18 protein-coding genes, 1 pseudogene and 1 riboswitch are annotated in these 18,183 nt (G+C 40.4%); of the genes and pseudogenes, 12 read left to right on the forward strand and 7 right to left on the reverse strand.

What is annotated here, in order from left to right; translation table 11 throughout:
* Window positions 1–5 precede the first annotated feature (5 nt).
* The 4 genes from IGI64_RS02915 to IGI64_RS02930 all read left to right on the forward strand — a co-directional run bounded on the left by IGI64_RS02915 (window position 6) and on the right by IGI64_RS02930 (window position 3,548).
* On the forward strand, window positions 6–1,061 hold the full coding sequence (locus tag IGI64_RS02915) for an ABC transporter ATP-binding protein (RefSeq protein WP_016625799.1): 1,056 nt from the start codon (window positions 6–8) through the stop codon (window positions 1,059–1,061).
* 2 nt (window positions 1,062–1,063) lie between these two features.
* Window positions 1,064–2,014 carry an ABC transporter ATP-binding protein gene (locus IGI64_RS02920; protein ID WP_016625798.1) on the forward strand — a complete coding sequence of 317 codons (951 nt, stop codon included), beginning with the start codon at window positions 1,064–1,066 and terminating at the stop codon, window positions 2,012–2,014.
* A gap of 93 nt (window positions 2,015–2,107) precedes the next feature.
* Window positions 2,108–2,989, forward strand: coding sequence for an alpha/beta hydrolase fold domain-containing protein (locus IGI64_RS02925; RefSeq protein ID WP_429939429.1), 882 nt, complete (start codon window positions 2,108–2,110; stop codon window positions 2,987–2,989).
* A complete protein-coding gene (locus IGI64_RS02930) occupies window positions 2,982–3,548 on the forward strand; it encodes a GNAT family N-acetyltransferase (protein WP_016625796.1) in 567 nt (188 codons plus the stop codon). The genes IGI64_RS02925 and IGI64_RS02930 overlap by 8 nt, the downstream gene beginning before the upstream one ends.
* 774 nt (window positions 3,549–4,322) lie before the next feature.
* On the opposite strand, the gene IGI64_RS02935 is transcribed toward IGI64_RS02930, so the two are convergent.
* The gene (locus tag IGI64_RS02935) at window positions 4,323–5,156 is read right to left on the reverse strand and encodes an NUDIX hydrolase (protein WP_034860856.1); all 834 of its coding nucleotides are present in this window, start codon (window positions 5,154–5,156) and stop codon (window positions 4,323–4,325) included.
* A gap of 92 nt (window positions 5,157–5,248) precedes the next feature.
* Window positions 5,249–5,527 (reverse strand): hypothetical protein, encoded by a 279-nt coding sequence (locus IGI64_RS02940; RefSeq protein ID WP_016625789.1) that lies wholly within the window; start codon window positions 5,525–5,527, stop codon window positions 5,249–5,251.
* Window positions 5,528–5,681: 154 nt separating this feature from the next.
* Between IGI64_RS02940 and metG the strand changes: the two genes are divergently transcribed.
* Window positions 5,682–7,691 carry a methionine--tRNA ligase gene (gene metG, locus IGI64_RS02945; RefSeq protein WP_429939430.1) on the forward strand — a complete coding sequence of 670 codons (2,010 nt, stop codon included), beginning with the start codon at window positions 5,682–5,684 and terminating at the stop codon, window positions 7,689–7,691.
* Between the two features lie 70 nt (window positions 7,692–7,761).
* Here the strand turns inward: metG and IGI64_RS02950 are convergent, their stop codons facing one another.
* Window positions 7,762–8,460: a hypothetical protein gene (locus tag IGI64_RS02950; protein WP_429939431.1), complete on the reverse strand. Its 699-nt coding sequence runs from the start codon at window positions 8,458–8,460 to the stop codon at window positions 7,762–7,764.
* Between the two features lie 162 nt (window positions 8,461–8,622).
* On the opposite strand from IGI64_RS02950, the gene IGI64_RS02955 reads away from it, so the two are divergent.
* From IGI64_RS02955 to IGI64_RS02975, 5 genes are all read left to right on the forward strand, one after another.
* Window positions 8,623–9,936: an APC family permease gene (locus IGI64_RS02955; protein ID WP_429939432.1), complete on the forward strand. Its 1,314-nt coding sequence runs from the start codon at window positions 8,623–8,625 to the stop codon at window positions 9,934–9,936.
* Between the two features lie 90 nt (window positions 9,937–10,026).
* The gene (locus IGI64_RS02960) at window positions 10,027–10,803 is read left to right on the forward strand and encodes a TatD family hydrolase (RefSeq protein WP_429939433.1); all 777 of its coding nucleotides are present in this window, start codon (window positions 10,027–10,029) and stop codon (window positions 10,801–10,803) included.
* Complete coding sequence (gene rnmV / locus IGI64_RS02965) at window positions 10,796–11,368, forward strand: ribonuclease M5 (RefSeq protein ID WP_016625784.1); 573 nt, start codon at window positions 10,796–10,798, stop codon at window positions 11,366–11,368. The genes IGI64_RS02960 and rnmV overlap by 8 nt, the downstream gene beginning before the upstream one ends.
* Entirely contained in the window at window positions 11,355–12,233 is an 879-nt protein-coding gene (gene rsmA / locus IGI64_RS02970; protein WP_016625783.1) for a 16S rRNA (adenine(1518)-N(6)/adenine(1519)-N(6))-dimethyltransferase RsmA, read from the forward strand. The genes rnmV and rsmA overlap by 14 nt, the downstream gene beginning before the upstream one ends.
* Window positions 12,234–12,324: 91 nt before the next feature.
* Window positions 12,325–12,945 carry a hypothetical protein gene (locus IGI64_RS02975; protein ID WP_429939434.1) on the forward strand — a complete coding sequence of 207 codons (621 nt, stop codon included), beginning with the start codon at window positions 12,325–12,327 and terminating at the stop codon, window positions 12,943–12,945.
* A gap of 334 nt (window positions 12,946–13,279) precedes the next feature.
* Here the strand turns inward: IGI64_RS02975 and IGI64_RS02980 are convergent.
* The 3 genes and pseudogenes from IGI64_RS02980 to IGI64_RS02990 form a co-directional block, all read right to left on the reverse strand.
* A pseudogene (locus IGI64_RS02980) lies at window positions 13,280–13,417 on the reverse strand (type II toxin-antitoxin system PemK/MazF family toxin); the annotation flags it as partial.
* A complete protein-coding gene (mazE, locus tag IGI64_RS02985) occupies window positions 13,411–13,632 on the reverse strand; it encodes a type II toxin-antitoxin system PemI/MazE family antitoxin (RefSeq protein WP_429939435.1) in 222 nt (73 codons plus the stop codon). The pseudogene IGI64_RS02980 and the gene mazE, both read right to left, overlap by 7 nt.
* 239 nt (window positions 13,633–13,871) lie before the next feature.
* On the reverse strand, window positions 13,872–14,981 hold the full coding sequence (locus IGI64_RS02990; protein WP_016625778.1) for an ABC transporter ATP-binding protein: 1,110 nt from the start codon (window positions 14,979–14,981) through the stop codon (window positions 13,872–13,874).
* 173 nt (window positions 14,982–15,154) lie between these two features.
* On the opposite strand from IGI64_RS02990, the gene mgsA reads away from it, so the two are divergent.
* Window positions 15,155–15,577, forward strand: coding sequence for a methylglyoxal synthase (gene mgsA, locus IGI64_RS02995; RefSeq protein WP_034860845.1), 423 nt, complete (start codon window positions 15,155–15,157; stop codon window positions 15,575–15,577).
* Window positions 15,578–15,680: 103 nt separating this feature from the next.
* Window positions 15,681–15,780: riboswitch (THF riboswitch) on the forward strand.
* A 42-nt stretch (window positions 15,781–15,822) separates the two neighbouring features.
* A complete protein-coding gene (locus tag IGI64_RS03000; RefSeq protein WP_429939436.1) occupies window positions 15,823–16,359 on the forward strand; it encodes a folate family ECF transporter S component in 537 nt (178 codons plus the stop codon).
* 59 nt (window positions 16,360–16,418) lie between these two features.
* Here the strand turns inward: IGI64_RS03000 and IGI64_RS03005 are convergent, their stop codons facing one another.
* Complete coding sequence (locus IGI64_RS03005; protein ID WP_429940743.1) at window positions 16,419–18,182, reverse strand: ABC transporter ATP-binding protein; 1,764 nt, start codon at window positions 18,180–18,182, stop codon at window positions 16,419–16,421.
* Window position 18,183: the final 1 nt, after the last annotated feature.

Genomic DNA, 18,183 nt, shown 5'->3' on the forward strand with positions numbered 1-18,183 from the left:
GGAATATGACAAAAGTTTTAGAAGTAAAGAACTTAGAGATCTCTTTTGATACGTATGCCGGAAAAGTAAGAGCGATCCGCGGCGTAGATTTCCATTTGAACAAAGGAGAAACGCTAGCTATCGTCGGAGAGTCCGGAAGCGGAAAATCTGTGACGACGCGCAGTATCATGAGACTTCTTTCCAGCAATGCATCAATCGACAATGGCGAGATTTTGTTTAAAGGACAGAATCTTATCAATAAAACAGAAAAAGAAATGCAAAAAATCCGCGGAAAAGAAATCGCGATGATCTTCCAAGATCCAATGACTTCTCTTGACCCGACCATGACAATCGGTAAACAAGTAGCGGAGTCTTTAAGAAAACACAACAAAGTTTCGAAAAAAGAAGGATTGAAAGCTGCATTAGAACTTTTGAAACTGGTCGGGATTCCTGAAGCAGAAAAAAGATTGAGCAGTTATCCGCATCAATTTTCTGGTGGGCAGCGTCAGCGGATCGTTATTGCGATCGCGTTGATCTGCTATCCAGAGATCCTGATTGCCGATGAACCGACAACAGCACTTGATGTAACGATCCAAGCACAGATTTTAGAGCTTTTAAAAGAAATCCAAGAAAAAATCAATACATCGATCATTTTTATCACCCATGACTTAGGGGTGGTGGCTAACGTAGCTGACAGAGTTGCTGTCATGTATGGCGGCAAAATCATCGAAGTAGGAACATCTGAAGAGATTTTCTACAATCCGCAACATCCTTATACATGGGGCTTGCTTGGCTCGATGCCGACACTGGAAAGCACAGGAAGCCGCTTGTACGCGATTCCTGGTTCGCCGCCAGACTTGTTGAACCCGCCAAAAGGAGATGCTTTCTATCCGCGGAACGAATATGCATTGAAAATCGATGCAGAACAAGAACCGCCATTTTTCGAATTATCCGAAACACATAAAGCTGCTACTTGGTTGTTAGCACCTCAAGCACCAGCTGTGACACCGCCAGAAGAGATCCAACGACGCTGGGCGATTTTTAAAGAAAAACAAAAAATGCACGCAGCGAAGGAGGGCTAGCCATGAAAAAATTATTAGAAGTAACAGGTCTGAAACAATATTTCAACGTTGGCAAGAAAAATGAAGTCCACGCTGTAAATGACATTAGTTTCCATATCTATGAAGGCGAAACGTTTGGTTTAGTTGGCGAATCCGGAAGCGGAAAGTCTACAACAGGACGTACGATTATTCGTCTAAATGAACCAACAGGAGGAGAAATCCTTTTTGATGGTCAAGATGTAACAAAAATCAAAAGTAAAAAAGACCTTGCTGCATTTCGCCGCGAAGTCCAAATGATTTTCCAAGATCCATATGCTTCTTTGAATCCGCGGATGAAAGTTCGCGACATTATCGCAGAAGGAATCGATGTCAATAATCTGGCCTCTTCTGCAGATGAAAGAAACAAAATGGTCGATGATCTTTTAAAAACAGTTGGCTTGAATCCTAGTCATGGTACACGTTATCCCCATGAGTTTTCTGGTGGGCAGCGACAACGGATCGGGATTGCCCGAGCATTAGCTGTTCAGCCGCGTTTTATCATTTGTGACGAACCAATCTCTGCTTTGGACGTTTCGATCCAAGCACAGGTAGTCAACTTGCTGCAAGATTTGCAGGAAAAACAAAACTTGACTTATTTGTTCATCGCACATGATTTGTCGATGGTCAAACATATCAGTGACCGTATCGGTGTGATGCACAATGGCTTGCTGTTGGAAATGGGTACAAGTGAAGAAATCTATAATTTTGGTGTCCATCCATATACAGAAAGCTTGTTGTCAGCTATTCCGTTACCTGATCCAGATCACGAGCGTCAACGCCGCCGTATCAAGTATCAGCCAGAACCAGCAGATGGCAAAAATCGTGCATTGAGAGAAATCGCACCAGAACATTTTGTTTATGCAACAGAAGAAGAAATCCCCTATTATGCGAAAAAACTGCAACGTAAAAAAGAAGCAGTATTAGCAGTAAATTAAAACAAACAAAAAAGCGGCGCGGACGAAAGGTCCCGCCGCTTTTTTTGTTTCTGTGGTAAAATAGCAGAAAGTGATTTGCCCGAGGGGAATAAAATGAGTGTTCAATTACAATTGATCATAGGCGCAACAAAGTTATTAAATGTAAAAAAGATCTTTACATTAAAAGGACAGCGATTTTTAGATGCCATCGAAAAGAAGCAGAAAAAAATTGCAGCACCTTTAGAAAAGCAATTTAAAGGATACAAAAAAGAAGTTATTGAAAAGCAAGGAATCAAGTCTTATTTGTTTTCACAAAAAAGAAAAGAATTGATTGTGTATCTTGCTGGCGGAGGATTTGTTTTACCGATTTCCAGCTTGCATTGGGAATACCTTGATTTTCTTTCTGCTTCTGTCCAAAAAGATTTTTTTGTACTCAATTATCCGTTAGTTCCTGCTGTTGCGGTAGAAGAGCTGATGCTGTACATCCAAGAGCTGTTAGAACCGATGCTTGACAACTATGAGTTGATTACTTTGATGGGCGACTCTGCGGGCGGGAATATCGCATTGAGTTATATCCAATCTTCTTATAATAAAGAAAAAAGAATCAAAACGGCCGTTGCTTTGTCGCCGCTGGTAGATTTTTCGATGAGTAACCCGGAAATCAAGGAAACTGCCAAGCGAGATACCATTGTTTCACCCATCGCTCTTCCTGAGATTCGAAAAATGTACGCACCAGATAAACCCCTGACAGACCCGTTGATCAGTCCAATGTATGGTGATTTTTCAATGTTTGATATTATTGTTTTATCTGGGACAAGAGATATTACCAATCCTGATACAAAAAAGATGATTGAAATGAATCCGAACATCACATACATCGAAAAGAAAGAGTTGCCGCATGTTTTTATGCTTTATCAAATGCTTCCGGAAGCACAGGAAGTCAATGCACAGCTGATTGCTGAATTAAAGAGAGAAAAGAGGAGAGAAGATGCTTGATAAATCATTGCCATATGCTGAATTTTGGATGACGCGCCCACTGAATGATCCAGTGCCTGAGATACCATTAGCAGAAGGATTCCGTTTTGAGTTCTATACGCCAGGAGCAGAAGCAGATTGGGCAGCAATTGAGACTTCTGTAGGGGAATTTGAGAATAGGGAAGAAGCGTTGACTTACTTTCAAAAAACTTTTGCACCGTATCCCGATGAATTGGCAGAAAGAATGCTTTTTGTCGTAACAGAAAAAGGGGAACGGATCGCCACCTGCAGTGCTTGGCGAAAAGACCGCCAAGGTGAAAGCTATCCTGTTTTCCATTGGTTGGCTGTGAAACCAGGCTATCAAGGAAAAGGAATCGCCAAAGCGCTGATTGCCAAAGTTCTGACGCTGTTTCCTGATTTATCAGAAAACAGCCCAATCTATCTCCATACTCAAACGTGGAGTTATCCCGCCGTCAAATTATATCAAACATTTGGTTTTGATTTTATTGCGGAAAATATGGATGGATCAGTGAATCCAGACTATGAGAAAGCAAAAAAAATATTGACCGAGCGCAGCTGAACAAAAAATAGCAACAAGAAAAAACGCCCTTTGGAAAAAGGCGTTTTTTTGTTACTTCGTTTCTCAGATAATCTTCGGCAAAACGCAAAAAACCGCAAAACATGAAAAGCTGTTTTGCGGATTTCTTCTTTAATACTCAGGTCAAAACGCTTTGTTCACAACCTCAATAAACGGTGTTCAAAAGCTAGCTCCTACGGCGATAAGCTTTTATACTGGAAAATATGAGAAGCTATTTCCCAGTATAAAAGAGTCTTACCGCTTGGAGCTGGACAGCTTTTTCACAACCTCTAGTAAACGGTATTCAAAAGCTAGCCTCTGCGGCATTAATTCAAAATCCACTAAAATATGAAGAAGCTATTTTAGTGGATTCTTCTTTAATGCTTGAGGCTGATCAGCTTTTTCACAACCTCAATAAACGGTGTTCATGAACCAACTCCTTCGGCACTAACTTAAAAACCAGCAAAACATGAAGAGCTGTTTTACTGGTTTTTTCGTTACTGCTCGGAGTTGAACGGTTCATTCACAACCTCTGGTAAACGGTGTTCATTCAGCTGCTTCTCAGCACTAAGTCAAATTTTCGCAAAAGTCTGGGAAGCGACTTTCGAAAAATTCTCCTTACTGCTCAAAGCAAAGCGCTGAGTTCACGACCTCTAGATAAACGGTGTTCACAAAGCTGACCTTCGGCAACAAGCCAAAAAACGGTAAAGTGTGGAAAGCCACTTTACCGTTTTCTTTCTTGTTGCTCAGGTCAAAACGCTGTGTTCACAACCTCTTTTAATCCACTTCTTTTCTTTGCACTTCATCCTTCAGCTGATAGATCTTAGAAGGGCGGCCAATTCCCACTGGCCGCTCACCGATTTCATCAAAATACTGGAGCATGGCTTTTTTGAAATTGGAGTGGTCGATCGATTTGAAATCGATACCCAAAAATTTAGCGAAGACTTTTCGCGCTTCAGTGATCGTGAAATCTTTTCCCAAAACTTGCAGTACTTGTGGTTCGTGTTCCATTTTGTTCACGACACGATTGAAGGCTTTCAAGATGATTTCGCTATGGTCAAAGGCAAGTGTATCTTTTCCAGAAGATATGCCTGTTTGTAAATCTAAAGAAATAGCTACTTCTCCGCTGGTCAAATGGATCATTTGTCCGTTGCGTTCAACAGTGAACCATTGGACTTCTTTGGCATCATCGCCGGCAATCAATGGCTCTTCACCAATAAAGGCAAGATAACTGACTGTCACGACCCAGCCTCGCGGGTCACGATCGGGTGTACTGAAGGTATGGAGTTGTTCGATATTCTCCTTTGAAATAACGACACCCGTTTCTTCTTGTGTTTCCCGCAGCACGCTTTCTCCAGTAGATTCATTTCTTTCTACGAATCCGCCGGGCAGCGCCCATGAATTACGGTAAGGATGGCTTTTTCGCTGGATCAGCAGGACTTTCAACTGATCTTCTTCTTTGTTGTAACACATAAGGACGATATCGACAGTCAAAGAAGGTTTTTCATATTCCGGGCGTTTCTGTTTTTTGTACCAAGAGAGAAATTCTGTCTCGCTTGCTTGTTGTTCATAATACAGTTTTTCTTCTTCTTTAGAAGCAAATGTAGACAAATCTGCAACCTCCTCCAACTATAAAAGTACTTTTTACTTTATTTTAGCAGACTAAAAGAAAAATCCCAAGTTCTAAACCAAAAAACATAAGGTTATACTTGAAACAAGAAAGGTAGAATCAAGTTGAATAGAAAGAAAAGCAGATAAAACGGCAACAACCGTTTTTTATTTTCTCGGACTGCAAGAAAACCACATATAACGATATAAGCGTTTAGAATCAATCTCAAAAACTGACTAGCCATAACGAAACCAGAGAGAGAGCCTTGAAGATTGAAGTAGCCGTACAACCGCATATAATAATAGCTGAAAATAAGATGCAATAATGAAAAGAAAGCAATACTGATCATAAAAAATAAATGTTTTTTTCCCATAAATACTTCCTGCCTGTTCTAAGTGATAAGTACACTACGCATTATACCATTCTTTGGAAAAGAGAAGGACGAAAAAAAGCTAACAGAGCGTTTGATTTATGGTATACTAGCAAGGAAACGAATTCGCGTCATGCGATAAAGGAGGAAGAGCCCCGTGGCAGAAAAGGAAACTTTTTATATTACTACGCCAATCTATTATCCAAGCGGCAAGCTGCATATCGGCAATTCATATACGACGATTGCTTGTGATGCAGTCGCGCGTTACAAACGTTTAATGGGCTTTGATGTGTTTTATCTAACTGGGGTGGATGAACATGGTCAAAAAATCGAGAAAAAAGCAGAAGAACTAGGTGTCAAACCGCAAGAATACGTGGATAAGATGGCTGCAGATGTGAAGAAATTATGGAAAACACTGGATATCAGCTATGACAAATTTATCCGTACGACGGATGATTATCACCGTGCCGCTGTACAAAAAATCTTTGATCGTTTAGTTGAACAAGGCGATATCTATTTAGGCGAATACGAAGGCTGGTATTCTGTTTCAGATGAAGAATTCTTTACAGAAACACAACTAGCTGAAGTTTATAAAGATGAAGACGGCAAAGTGATCGGCGGAAAAGCGCCAAGCGGACACGAAGTTGAATTAGTTAAAGAAGAATCTTATTTCTTCCGTATGAGCAAATATGCAGATCGTCTGCTTGCTTACTATGAAGAACATCCTGAATTTATTCAGCCAGAATCACGCAAAAATGAAATGATCAACAATTTCATCAAACCAGGATTAGAAGATCTAGCTGTTTCAAGAACAACTTTCAGCTGGGGCGTGCCTGTCAAAAATGATCCGAAACACGTGGTTTATGTTTGGATCGATGCTTTATCAAACTATATCACAGCACTTGGCTACGGCTCAGAAGACGACCAGTTGTTTGAAAAGTATTGGCCTGCTGACGTCCATATGGTTGGGAAAGAAATCGTACGTTTCCACACGATTTACTGGCCAATCATGTTAATGGCTCTTGATTTGCCATTACCGAAAAAAGTCTTCGGCCATGGATGGCTATTGATGAAAGACGGCAAAATGTCGAAATCTAAAGGAAATGTCGTTTACCCAGAAATGTTAGTAGAACGGTATGGACTAGATGCTTTGCGCTATTATCTATTGCGTGCTGTTCCATTTGGTTCAGACGGCGTATTCACACCAGAAGATTTTGTTTCACGTGTCAATTATGATTTAGCAAATGACTTAGGGAACTTGTTGAATCGTACGATTGCCATGATCAATAAATATTGTGACGGCATCGTGCCAAACTATGCGTCTCTTGTTACACCGTTTGACAGCGAATTGTCCACGACAGCGGCAAATGTTGTCGGCCATTACCATGATGCCATGGAAAAAATGGAATTCAACACAGCACTGGCAGAAATTTGGACATTGATCTCACGTGCGAATAAATATATCGATGAAACTGAGCCATGGGTCTTAGCAAAAGATGAAGAAAAACGTGCGGAGTTAGACAGCGTGATGGTCCATTTAGCAGAATGTCTGCGAATCACAGCTATTTTACTTCAACCAATCATGACAGAAACACCGGTCAAAATCTTCAATCAGCTTGGACTTGATCCAGAGACAATGAATCTTGAAGGCTTGCATTTCGGAGAATTCCCAGCTGGGACAAAAGTAGCTGCGAAAGGGACACCGATTTTCCCTCGTCTTGAAATCGACGAAGAAGTAGCTTATATCCAAGAAAAAATGTCAGAAGGCACACAAAGCAATGAAGATACGGTCAAATGGGACCCAGAAGAAACAGAGCTTGTGTCAAGAAAAGATGCACAAATCAAATATGACGTATTTGATAAAGTGGAATTAAAAGTAGCGGAAGTCATCAACTGCCAAAAAGTAGAAGGTGCCGATAAATTACTGCAATTCCGTTTAGATGCTGGGGATAAACAAGACCGTCAAATCCTTTCAGGAATCGCGGAATTCTATCCAGATCCAAGCGAATTGATCGGTAAAAAAGTAGTAATTGTCGCAAACTTGAAACCACGTAAGATGCGCGGCCAAATCAGCCAAGGTATGATCCTATCTGCAGAATCAGCAGATGGCAAGCTTCAAGTGATCGAAGCACCAAAAGGAATGCCGAACGGTTCAGAAATCGCGTAAGCAATTGCTGAAGAAATAAAAAAGCTGGAACAAACCGATTCGTTTGTTCCAGCTTTTTTTGTGGTCTGAGTTATTTTTTGACTCTTGCCCAACGCTTGAAGGTTCCTTTTTTGGGGAGGATCGCCGACAAGACCATAAATGGCAAAGAGAACAGGTACCAAAAAACAGAACGGCTGATACCGTATTTTTTATATAAAGCTGTTAGGAATACATGAAGCAGTAATAGACCTGTAAGTACGCTTGCGAAAGAAACCCAAGGCTGATCGAAGTGACCGAAATGTCTGATTGCGAGTGTGATCACAGGATACAGATAGAAAAACATACCTACTAATGTTACCCGCCAATTTTTTGTAAATGAACCAACATTCAGCAAAAAGATAATCAAAGAAAGCAGCACTCCGAGCGGTGGAAAAAGTGAGACCAGAAAAGAGTACACAATGCCAAATAAAATCATTCCTGGACCTTTGATCAATGCAGAGGCAACAATCAAAAAGCCTACCAGCCACAATTGCTGAGTAAATGAAGCAGCAGTCAGTAGGCCGAACAAAATCAATGCCATCCAGTGCCAAAGAGTATTTTGCTGAGGGTATCTTGTTTGCACCTCGGCAGGTCGTCGATTATTGATAAACTGCTGTTCCCAGCGTTGCTTTTGCGGAAAAAAGTCTAGCAAGCGGGAAAATTCCAGCAGCTGCTTGTCGTTTTTGGTTCTTGTGTCATGAAATTGCGTCTGTTTCTTAGAACCTTGTGAAAAAATATGTCGTAAATTCATCAAGACGCCTCCTTTATGCTCCATCTTACCGAATCTCCAAAAGAAAAACATCCGTCTTAAGAGGTAAAATGACTTGGGTTGTTTCTGTAATTTTCATTAGTAAAATACGTCTTTCTCAGTTATACTGACACTTATATTCAAAAAGAAACAAGGGGGAAGAAGATGGGAAGCAACTTAAAAAAAGAAATCCATCTATTTGGTGCATTATCCACAGTCATGGGAACGGTGATTGGAGCAGGTGTATTCTTTAAGACAGCTGCGGTCGTCTCTCATACACAGTCTGCTAGTTTGACATTGTTTGCGTGGCTTTTGGGCGGTATTTTGACGATTTGTGCCGGTTTGACAGTCGCAGAATTAGCAACGGCGATTCCTGAAACAGGCGGTGCGGTCAAATATATCGAAGCAGCTTATGGCAAACTGCCAAGCTTTCTTTTAGGCTGGTCGCAAAGTTTGATCTATTTTCCAGCGAATATTGCGGCATTATCGATTATTTTTGCTACTCAGCTGATCAATCTCTTTCATTTATCTGCTGGTATATTGTTGCCGATCGCTGTTTTGACGGCTATTTCGATTACTTGTTTGAATTTGTTAGGGACAAAAGTTGGTTCAATTGTCCAATCCGCTACGTTGATCATCAAATTGATTCCAATCGCTGTGATCGTTTTGTGGGGGCTGTTTGTACCAGGACAAGGAACAGTCAGTTTGTTTCCTGTAGAAGCAGGAGCAGACCAATCTTTTCTTGGCGGTTTGAGCGGCGCATTGTTAGCTTCTTTGTTTGCTTATGACGGCTGGCTAGGTGTAGGCGCGATGGCTGGGGAAATGAAGCAGCCGGAAAAAGATCTGCCTAAAGCAATTATTTTCGGCTTGAGTTTTGTAACATTGATTTATTTATTGATCAATTATATTTTCTTGAAAACTTTACCAGTGGATCAGCTGGCAGGAAATCTTAATGCAGCCTCAGATGCTTCGGCTGTCATTTTTGGCGAAAATGGAGGGAAATTGGTAACGATCGGAATACTGGTTTCGGTTTATGGCGCATTAAATGGCTACACATTAACAGGGATACGTGTACCTTATGCAATGGCATTGGAAAACGAACTGCCTTTCAGCAACTATTTGAGCAAATTATCGAAACGTTTTACTGTTCCGTATGTACCTGCACTTTTTCAATTAGGTGTGGCTAGTATTATGATGATGCTGGGGTCATTCGACTTTTTGACGGATATGCTGATATTTGTTATGTGGCTGTTTAGTTTACTGATCTTTATCGGTGTCTTTATTTTACGGAAAAAAGAACCTGACATGCCTCGCCCATATAAAGTACCGCTTTATCCAGTAATTCCGCTGATTGCGATTCTGGGTGCCGTCTTTATTTTAGGTATGACGTTGTTTACCCAGCCTGTTCTTGCGTTGATTGGAGTAGGAGTGACAGCTCTAGGAATTCCCGTTTATTATGCAAAACTAAAAACGAAGTAAAAATTAAAAAAACTCTTAGTGATTTTGGAGACAGATACTTCTGTCAAGCTTGCTTATATGCTAAAGTAAGAAGGAAAAGGAGCGATACAAATGATATTTGATTCTCATACGCATTTAAATGCTGAGCAATTCAACGAAGATATCCCACAAACAGTAGAACGTGCACGAGAAATGGGTGTCACAAAAATGGCGGTAGTTGGTTTTGATACACCAACGATCGAAAAATCCTTGATGTTGAACCAACAGTATCCAGATATTTATAGTATTATCGGCTGGCATCCAACAGAAGCTGGCAGTTATTCAAAGGAAATTGAAAAGGACCTTCAAGAAAAATTGACTTTGCCTAAAGTCGTCGCACTTGGCGAAATCGGCTTGGATTATTATTGGATGGAAGATCCTAAAGATGTGCAAGAAGCAGTTTTTAGACGGCAAATCGCGATTGCTAGAGAAATGAAACTTCCAATCAGCGTACATACGCGTGAAGCGTTGGAAGATACTTATAAGATTCTAAAAGATGAAAAAATCGGCAATGTAGGCGGCATTATGCATAGTTTCAGCGGAGATGAGACATGGGCGGAACGTTTCATGGACTTAGGCATGCATATCTCATTCAGCGGTGTCGTTACTTTCAAAAAAGCCCTAGATGTCCAAGAAGCAGCTAAAACGATTCCGTTAGAACGAATGTTAGTGGAAACAGATGCTCCTTATCTTGCACCTGTCCCTTACCGAGGCAAGAGAAATGAACCTGGATATACAAAATATACCGTAGAAAAAATAGCAGAACTTCGAAACACAGCGCCAGAAGAAATAGCCAGACAGACATGGAAAAATGCGCATCGTTTGTTCGGATTGGAAGACCATGACTAAATTAAAAATCGAAGAAATCATTGTCGTGGAAGGAAAAGACGATACACGACGTTTACAAGAAGTTGTTGAAGCAGACACGATCGAAACAATTGGTTCAGCAATCAACGACGAGATACTGGCGCAAATCGAACACGCGCAGGAAACACGCGGGGTAATCGTATTTACAGATCCAGATTTTCCGGGCGAAAAGATCAGAAAAACGATCATGGAATATGTTCCTCAAGCCAAACATGCTTTTTTACCGCGTGAGCAAGCCAGACCCAAACGAAAAGGAAGTCTCGGAGTCGAACATGCCAGTAATCAAGCAATTTTGGAAGCATTGGAAAAGGTCGTTACACCTGTTTTAACTGATGAAGAACCAGAAATCCCGCGTCAACTTCTTTTGACTTATGGGCTGATTGCCGGAGAGAAAGCAAAAGAAAAACGAGAAAAACTAGGTGACGAACTGCGAATCGGCTATACAAATGGAAAACAATTGCCGAAACGGCTGAAAATGTTCCGAATAACCGCAGAGGAATTTGAAGAAGCAATGAAAAAAGTGGAGGAAGAAAATGACTTATCGTGAAATCGCAACCCCATCCCGCACGAGTGAAATATTAAAGAAACATGGTTTTTCATTCAAGAAAAGTTTAGGACAAAACTTTTTGACTGAACCGAATATCTTGAGAAAAATCGTAGAAACTGCCGCAATCGATGACCAGACAAATGTAATCGAAGTGGGCCCAGGTATTGGTGCCTTGACTGAACAGTTGGCAAAATCAGCGAAACAAGTCGTTGCATTTGAAATCGATGACCGTTTGATTCCTGTTTTAGCTGATACTTTGCAGCCTTATTCAAACGTTACTGTGGTTCATCAAGATATCTTGGCCGTTGACATCAAAAAAGTTATTCCAGAACAATTCAAAGAAAATCTGCCGATCAAAGTCGTGGCAAACTTGCCGTATTACATCACGACACCGATTATGATGCATTTTCTTGAATCTGGCGCAGATGTAGCAGAAATGGTCGTCATGATGCAAAAAGAAGTAGCAGACCGGATTTCAGCAAAACCAGGAACAAAAGCTTATGGTTCTTTGTCGATCGCTGTCCAATATTTCATGGAAGCAAAACTGGCATTTATCGTTCCAAAAACAGTCTTTGTTCCTCAACCAAATGTGGACTCAGCTATTTTGAAATTGACAAGAAGAGCCGAACCAGCTGTCGATGTGGTGGATGAGAAAGCATTTTTCCGTTTAACGAAAGCAGCCTTCCAATTACGCAGAAAAACTCTTTGGAACAACCTTCAGCATGCGTATGGAAAAGATGAAGAAACAAAAGCTTGGTTGGCGAAAAGTCTAGAAGCTGCTTCGATCGATCCAAAAAGACGAGGAGAAACCTTATCTTTAGAAGAATTTGCAGCATTAAGCAATGCAATGGAAAATTTGCGCTGATTTTTTCTGATGAAGGTGTCTTGACATATGTGAGACTTTTGGTAAAATAAGTCTCATGATATGTCTTGACACCTTTTTGAGGAGGAAAAAAATGAAAAAGAATTCTGTTCGTCAATTGACGATCACCGCGCTGCTTGTAGGGATGGGTATTATTATTCCTATGGTTATGCCTAAAATCATAATCCCGCCTGCATCATTTACGCTTGCTTCACATGTGCCGTTGATGATCGCGATGTTTTTCTCACCTGGCATGGCTGTTGCTGTTGCTTTGGGGACAACATTTGGTTTCTTTTTAACTACACCTGTTATTATTGCTTTGCGCGCATTATCTCATATTGTTTTTGCACTGATTGGCGCATTATATTTACAAAAGAAACCAGGTATCGTTTTGAAAAATGGCCGTTTTGATTTAGCAAATTGGCGTTTCCAAGGGTTTAATTTAGTGATTGGTATCATCCATTCCGTAGTGGAGATGCTGGTAGTAAGTGCGTTTTATTTCATGGGGAATATGCCTGATACGTATTATGCACAAGGTTATTTTTACACAGTCTTCATTTTGATGGGGATCGGCGGACTTATCCACAGTTTGGTCGATTACAATATCGCTTATTTCTTAGCTGGAACATTAAGTAAATACTTTGATATCCCTGTCTTTACCAAAGCAATGAAGCAAGGGGACAGTGTGAGAGAGTGGAAGAAGAGAACCGTTTAAAGAGGTCGTGAAAAAGCTGTCCAGCTCCAAGCGATAAGACTCTTTTATACTGGGAAATAGCTTCTCATATTTTCCAGTATAAAAGCTTATCGCCGTAGGAGCTAGCTTTTGAACACCGTTTAAAGAGGTCGTGAAAAAGCTGACCAGCTCCAAGTGATAAGACTCTTTTATACTGGGAAATAGCTTCTCATATTTTCCAGTATAAAAGCTTATCACCGCAGGAGCTAGCTTTTGAACACCGTTTAAAGAGATCATGAAAGAGTGATCCAGTCTTACGTATTAAAAAAACGCTAAAACATGAAAAACTGTTTTAGCGTTTTTTGCCTTATAATAATCAAAAGATATATTTTATAATCTGATCAATTTTTGCCATATCTTGTAATGGTAAATTTTCTATTTTTTTCAGTTTTCGTTCTTTAAAATCAAGTGATTTTAATTGGGAAATAAGTATTTGTCCCTTGGTATCTACTTTATTTCAGGAGTTAAATCTTTCCACTCATCTTTTTCGTAATATTCTGCTACTTTACCACCACTAAATGGATCTTCGATTTTAGGGACTAAGATAATTGTGCCATCCTCAGAATAAACGACTACATATTCTTGGTTTTCAGCAGGTTTTTTTCCGTGATCAGCAGGCAAAGTCACTACTACAGAATTCCCTTGTAATCTAGATTTTGTAATAAGCATTGCTATCACTCCTTTTTTATAATTTATCATACAACATTCAGTAACGCAAAGTTTAGGTAGATTACGTTTTATTATGAAACTGCTTATGCATTAAAAATAATAGAAAAAGTCTCTCTATGTTTTTTATTTATAAAGTTAATAAAGATGATTTTTTATCAGAAATAAATCAAAGAATAATTAAAATAAAAAACAGCCTCACCGTTTTTTCAAACGGATAAAGCTGTTAAAAGGGGGCCTGCTTAAGGTAACTTGATGACATTCTCTGTTTCTTTATCAAAGAAATGTGCTTTATTGAGGTTGAACGCTAAATCAATGATTGCACCTGGTTTGTGGTAATCGCGCGCATCAACTTTAGAAATAAATTCAGTTGAACCAGTTTTCGTGTAAAGCATTGTTTCTGCTCCTAATAATTCAGAAACAACAACTTCTGAACGTACGACAGCTTCTGGAGAGGCTTCCAGAGCGATTGGTTCGCTGTGGATATCTTCTGGACGAATACCGAAAATCACTTCTTTTCCATCATAGCCTTTTTCAACTAGAACTTTCAGTTTTCCTTCTGGGATTTTCAAGGATAAGCCGTGTCCGTCGACGATCATGCCGTCTTTCAATGTCACATTGAAGAAGTTCATCGCAGGCGAGCCGATAAATCCGGCAACGAAAACATTGACAGGTGTATCATAAACTTCTTTTGGTGAGCCGATTTGCTGTACAAAACCATCTTTCATGATAACGATACGGTCAGCCATAGTCATTGCTTCTGTTTGGTCGTGGGTCACGTAGATCGTTGTTGTTTCCAAACGCTGATGAAGTTTAGCAATCTCCGCACGCATCGCTACACGCAGTTTTGCATCCAAGTTGGATAAAGGCTCATCCATCAAGAAGACTTTGGCATCACGCACGATGGCACGTCCTAAAGCTACACGCTGACGCTGACCACCAGAAAGAGCAGCTGGTTTACGTTTTAGGTACTCTGTCAAACCTAGGATCTCCGCAGCATTTTCAACACGCTGTTTGATGTCTGCTTTGTTGTATTTACGTAATTTCAAACCAAAAGCCATGTTGTCATAAACAGACATGTGCGGATAAAGTGCGTAGTTCTGGAAAACCATAGCGATATCGCGGTCTTTTGGTGCAACATCATTCATGACTTTGCCGCCGATATTCAATTCGCCTTCTGTGATATCTTCTAAACCAGCAATCATTCGCAAAGTTGTTGATTTTCCACAGCCGGAAGGACCAACGAACACGATGAATTCGCGATCTTTGATGTCTAGATTAAAATCTGTTACTGAATAATTTTCTGCATTATCATATTTTTTAAAGACATGTTTCAACGCCATTTCTACCATAAGTTCATTCCACGCTTTCTTTTATTTTTTTCTTTAATCAAAGTATAAATGAAAGCGCTGACTTTCATCAATGGCAAACTGCACAAGAATCAGCCGATTTTTTGAGCAAAGTGACAAATAGTTCAACCAGCAGATCAAATTTGTTACACTGGAAGAAAGAGGAGGGAGCGTTTATGAAAATCGCATTGATTGCCCATGATAGAAAAAAAGAGTTGATGATCAAGCTGACGACGGCTTATAAGAAGATTTTAGAAAAGCACGAATTGTTTGCCACAGGAACAACAGGTCTGCGTGTCCAAGAAGCAACGAATCTGCCTGTTCATCGTTTCAAATCTGGTCCGCTCGGCGGAGATCAGCAGATTGGAGCGATGATTTCTGAAGATCAGCTGGATATGGTTATTTTTCTCCGTGATCCTCTAGCAGCACAGCCGCATGAACCAGATGTGACTGCTTTGATCCGTCTTTGTGATGTTTATGAGATCCCGCTGGCAACAAATATCGGAACAGCAGAAGTCTTGCTTCGCGGCTTAGATGCAGGATTTGTGGATTTTCGAGAAATCGTCCATGAATTGGAAGATAAACCGCTTTCGTTTTGAAAACACGAACATCTGATGAGAAATGTTGTTAGAATAAGCTTGCGTGATTGCTTCTCCATATGAGCTATGCTATAGTTTTTCTGGGATTGATTCCCGCAAATAAATCAGAGTAGGAGATAAAGCGTTAAGTGCTGAAAGGATGGGATGTTGCCTTTCGGACGAAGGACAAAGATGTTCGCGGTTTTATCTTCGCATTCGCTGCATATTTATTGTGTAGCAGCTCTTAAAGGAGATGCTAGTTAGTTATGAAGAAAAACAAATTAGACGCACGGATGATTGCTATCATGGGTTTGTTGATTGCTTTGATGGTCACACTTTCTCGCTTGATATCGATCGAAACACAGTTCCTGAAAATCAGCGTGACTTTTATTCCTCAAGTGGTGATGGGGATTCTATTTGGTCCGTTTTGGGCAGGGATTGGCGGTGTACTCGCTGATTTAACTGGAATGGCTTTGTTTGCCAAATCCACTTTTTTCCTTGGGTTTACACTGAACGCATTCATTGAAGGGGCGATTTACGGGTTCTTTTTTTATCGGAAAGAGATCACTTGGAAAAATGCGATTCTTGCTACCCTTAGCGTCACATTGGTCATCAACTTGATTTTGACGCCTTTATGGTTAGCGCTGATGTACAATGTGCCATTATTCAGCTGGGTCGTTTGGGCGCCGCGTCTGTTGAAAACAGTGATCTGGGTACCTATCCAAATTGTTGCGATCTATTTTACTGGAAAATTGATTCCTTATAAACGAGTATTAAGAAGTTTGACTTCTCATGTAAAATAAAAAAAGCTCTGCTTCCCATCCCAGAAGCAGAGTTTTTTTGTACAAAAAATTTAAAATAATCAAGAACGCTGATATTGTGCTTGGTACAAACGATGATAATAACCCTCTTGTTTAAGAAGCTCTTCATGGGAACCCATTTCAACGATTTGTCCTTGATCCATTACCAGGATTTGATCCGCATTTTTGATGGTGGAAAGCCGATGCGCAATCACGAAACTGGTTTTTCCTTCCATCATTGCGAGAAAGGCCTGTTGGATTTTTTTCTCCGTCAATGTATCAACAGAACTGGTCGCTTCATCTAAAATCAGCATTGGCGGATTACTGATCATCGTGCGTGCGATTGTAAGGAGCTGACGTTGGCCATCAGAGATTTTCAAACCATGTCCGCCGATTTTCGTGTCTAATTTTTCTGGCAATCGCTGTACAAAGTCATCCATATACGCACGTTTCAATGCTTCATAGATTTCTTCATCGCTAGCCTCCGGATTTCCATAGCGCAAATTGGCTCGCAAGGTGTTATCGAAAAGCCAAGTATCTTGTAAGACCATTCCAAAACTTTTTCGTAATTCCTCGCGTTTTATGTTTCGGATGTCTGTTCCATCAATAGTGATCGTTCCTTTATCTGTATCGTAGAAACGCATCAAAAGATTGACCAGTGTTGATTTTCCTGCACCTGTCTTTCCGACGATCGCAATCGTTTGTCCAGATTTTGCAGTGAAGGTAAAGTCTTCGATCAATGGCTGTTCAGGTACATAAGAGAAGTAGACATCTTTGAAAGCAACTTCGCCTTTGATCTCGCTTGGACGCAAAGAAACAGCATGGGGAACGTCAGGGGTTTCCACTGGCTGATCCATTAGATCAAACACTCTTTCCAAACCAGCTAAAGCTGTTTGGATTTGGGTCGTGATACCTGAAAGTTCGATAAACGGTTTCGAAAACTGGCTTGAATAGATCGTGAAACTTGAGATCACACCTACTGTAATCGCTGAATGGCCATTTAAAGCCAGCAGACCACCAACCAAACCAATCATAAGATAAGCGGCATGATCAATAAAACGTGAGATTGGATTGGTTAATGAAGAAGAAAATTGCGCGCGCTGCCCTTTTTTATACAACAATGTATTTACTTCTTCAAATTTATCCTGACTTGCTTGTTCTTGGCGAAAGATCTTAACGATTTTTTGGTTTCCAATACGTTCTGTGATAAAACCCGAAATATCACCGATGATAGCTTGCTGGTTCGTAAAATCATTTTGCGAAGCACGAGTGACAGCCCAGCTGACGAAAAAGATGATCGGGGTAGACAACAAAACAACAAGTGTCAAAAGCGGACTCAACATAATCATGAAAATGAACGATAATACGATCATTGCTGCCCCAGAAAAAAGCTGATTGAACGTAGCAGCAGTCGCAATCGATATATTATCCATATCATTTGTGAAGCGGCTGATGATCGTACCATGAGGTGTTTGATCATAATAGCGCAGTGGCAGTTTATTCAAATGGTCAAAGCTGTCCTGTCTAAGTTTGGCAATCGACAAGTAAGCAAGCCGGTTGCTGAAAACTTGGATCAGCCACTGACTGATGACATTGACTACGACGATACCGGCAAAGAGGAAGATAAGCTGAGATAATTCAGAAAAATCCACAGAGCCTTTACCAATCATCTGATCAATACTTTTCCCAATCTGTAAAGTCATCGTGACCGTAGCAGCGCCATTTATGATCCCTAAAATAACTGCGACCCATAGTTCTTTTTTATAAGCAGTCAAATAAGGAGAAAAACGTCTAAGTGTTGTTAAAAGATTCTTTTTCGGTTTGATC

Source organism: Enterococcus sp. DIV0210g (assembly GCF_050559705.1).
Classification (GTDB): domain Bacteria; phylum Bacillota; class Bacilli; order Lactobacillales; family Enterococcaceae; genus Enterococcus_B; species Enterococcus_B faecalis_A.

What these genes read in the sequence shown, in the direction of transcription:
- rnmV (WP_016625784.1), top strand. Translation starts at nt 10,796, where the DNA reads ATGACTAAATTAAAAATCGAAGAAATCATTGTCGTGGAAGGAAAAGAC.
- IGI64_RS02955 (WP_429939432.1), top strand. Translation starts at nt 8,623, where the DNA reads ATGGGAAGCAACTTAAAAAAAGAAATCCATCTATTTGGTGCATTATCC.
- IGI64_RS02915 (WP_016625799.1), top strand. Translation starts at nt 6, where the DNA reads ATGACAAAAGTTTTAGAAGTAAAGAACTTAGAGATCTCTTTTGATACG.
- IGI64_RS02950 (WP_429939431.1), bottom strand. Translation starts at nt 8,460, where the DNA reads ATGAATTTACGACATATTTTTTCACAAGGTTCTAAGAAACAGACGCAA.
- mgsA (WP_034860845.1), top strand. Translation starts at nt 15,155, where the DNA reads ATGAAAATCGCATTGATTGCCCATGATAGAAAAAAAGAGTTGATGATC.
- IGI64_RS02990 (WP_016625778.1), bottom strand. Translation starts at nt 14,981, where the DNA reads ATGGTAGAAATGGCGTTGAAACATGTCTTTAAAAAATATGATAATGCA.
- IGI64_RS03000 (WP_429939436.1), top strand. Translation starts at nt 15,823, where the DNA reads ATGAAGAAAAACAAATTAGACGCACGGATGATTGCTATCATGGGTTTG.
- mazE (WP_429939435.1), bottom strand. Translation starts at nt 13,632, where the DNA reads ATGCTTATTACAAAATCTAGATTACAAGGGAATTCTGTAGTAGTGACT.
- IGI64_RS02920 (WP_016625798.1), top strand. Translation starts at nt 1,064, where the DNA reads ATGAAAAAATTATTAGAAGTAACAGGTCTGAAACAATATTTCAACGTT.
- rsmA (WP_016625783.1), top strand. Translation starts at nt 11,355, where the DNA reads ATGACTTATCGTGAAATCGCAACCCCATCCCGCACGAGTGAAATATTA.
- IGI64_RS02940 (WP_016625789.1), bottom strand. Translation starts at nt 5,527, where the DNA reads ATGGGAAAAAAACATTTATTTTTTATGATCAGTATTGCTTTCTTTTCA.
- IGI64_RS02960 (WP_429939433.1), top strand. Translation starts at nt 10,027, where the DNA reads ATGATATTTGATTCTCATACGCATTTAAATGCTGAGCAATTCAACGAA.
- IGI64_RS02930 (WP_016625796.1), top strand. Translation starts at nt 2,982, where the DNA reads ATGCTTGATAAATCATTGCCATATGCTGAATTTTGGATGACGCGCCCA.
- IGI64_RS02975 (WP_429939434.1), top strand. Translation starts at nt 12,325, where the DNA reads ATGAAAAAGAATTCTGTTCGTCAATTGACGATCACCGCGCTGCTTGTA.
- IGI64_RS02925 (WP_429939429.1), top strand. Translation starts at nt 2,108, where the DNA reads ATGAGTGTTCAATTACAATTGATCATAGGCGCAACAAAGTTATTAAAT.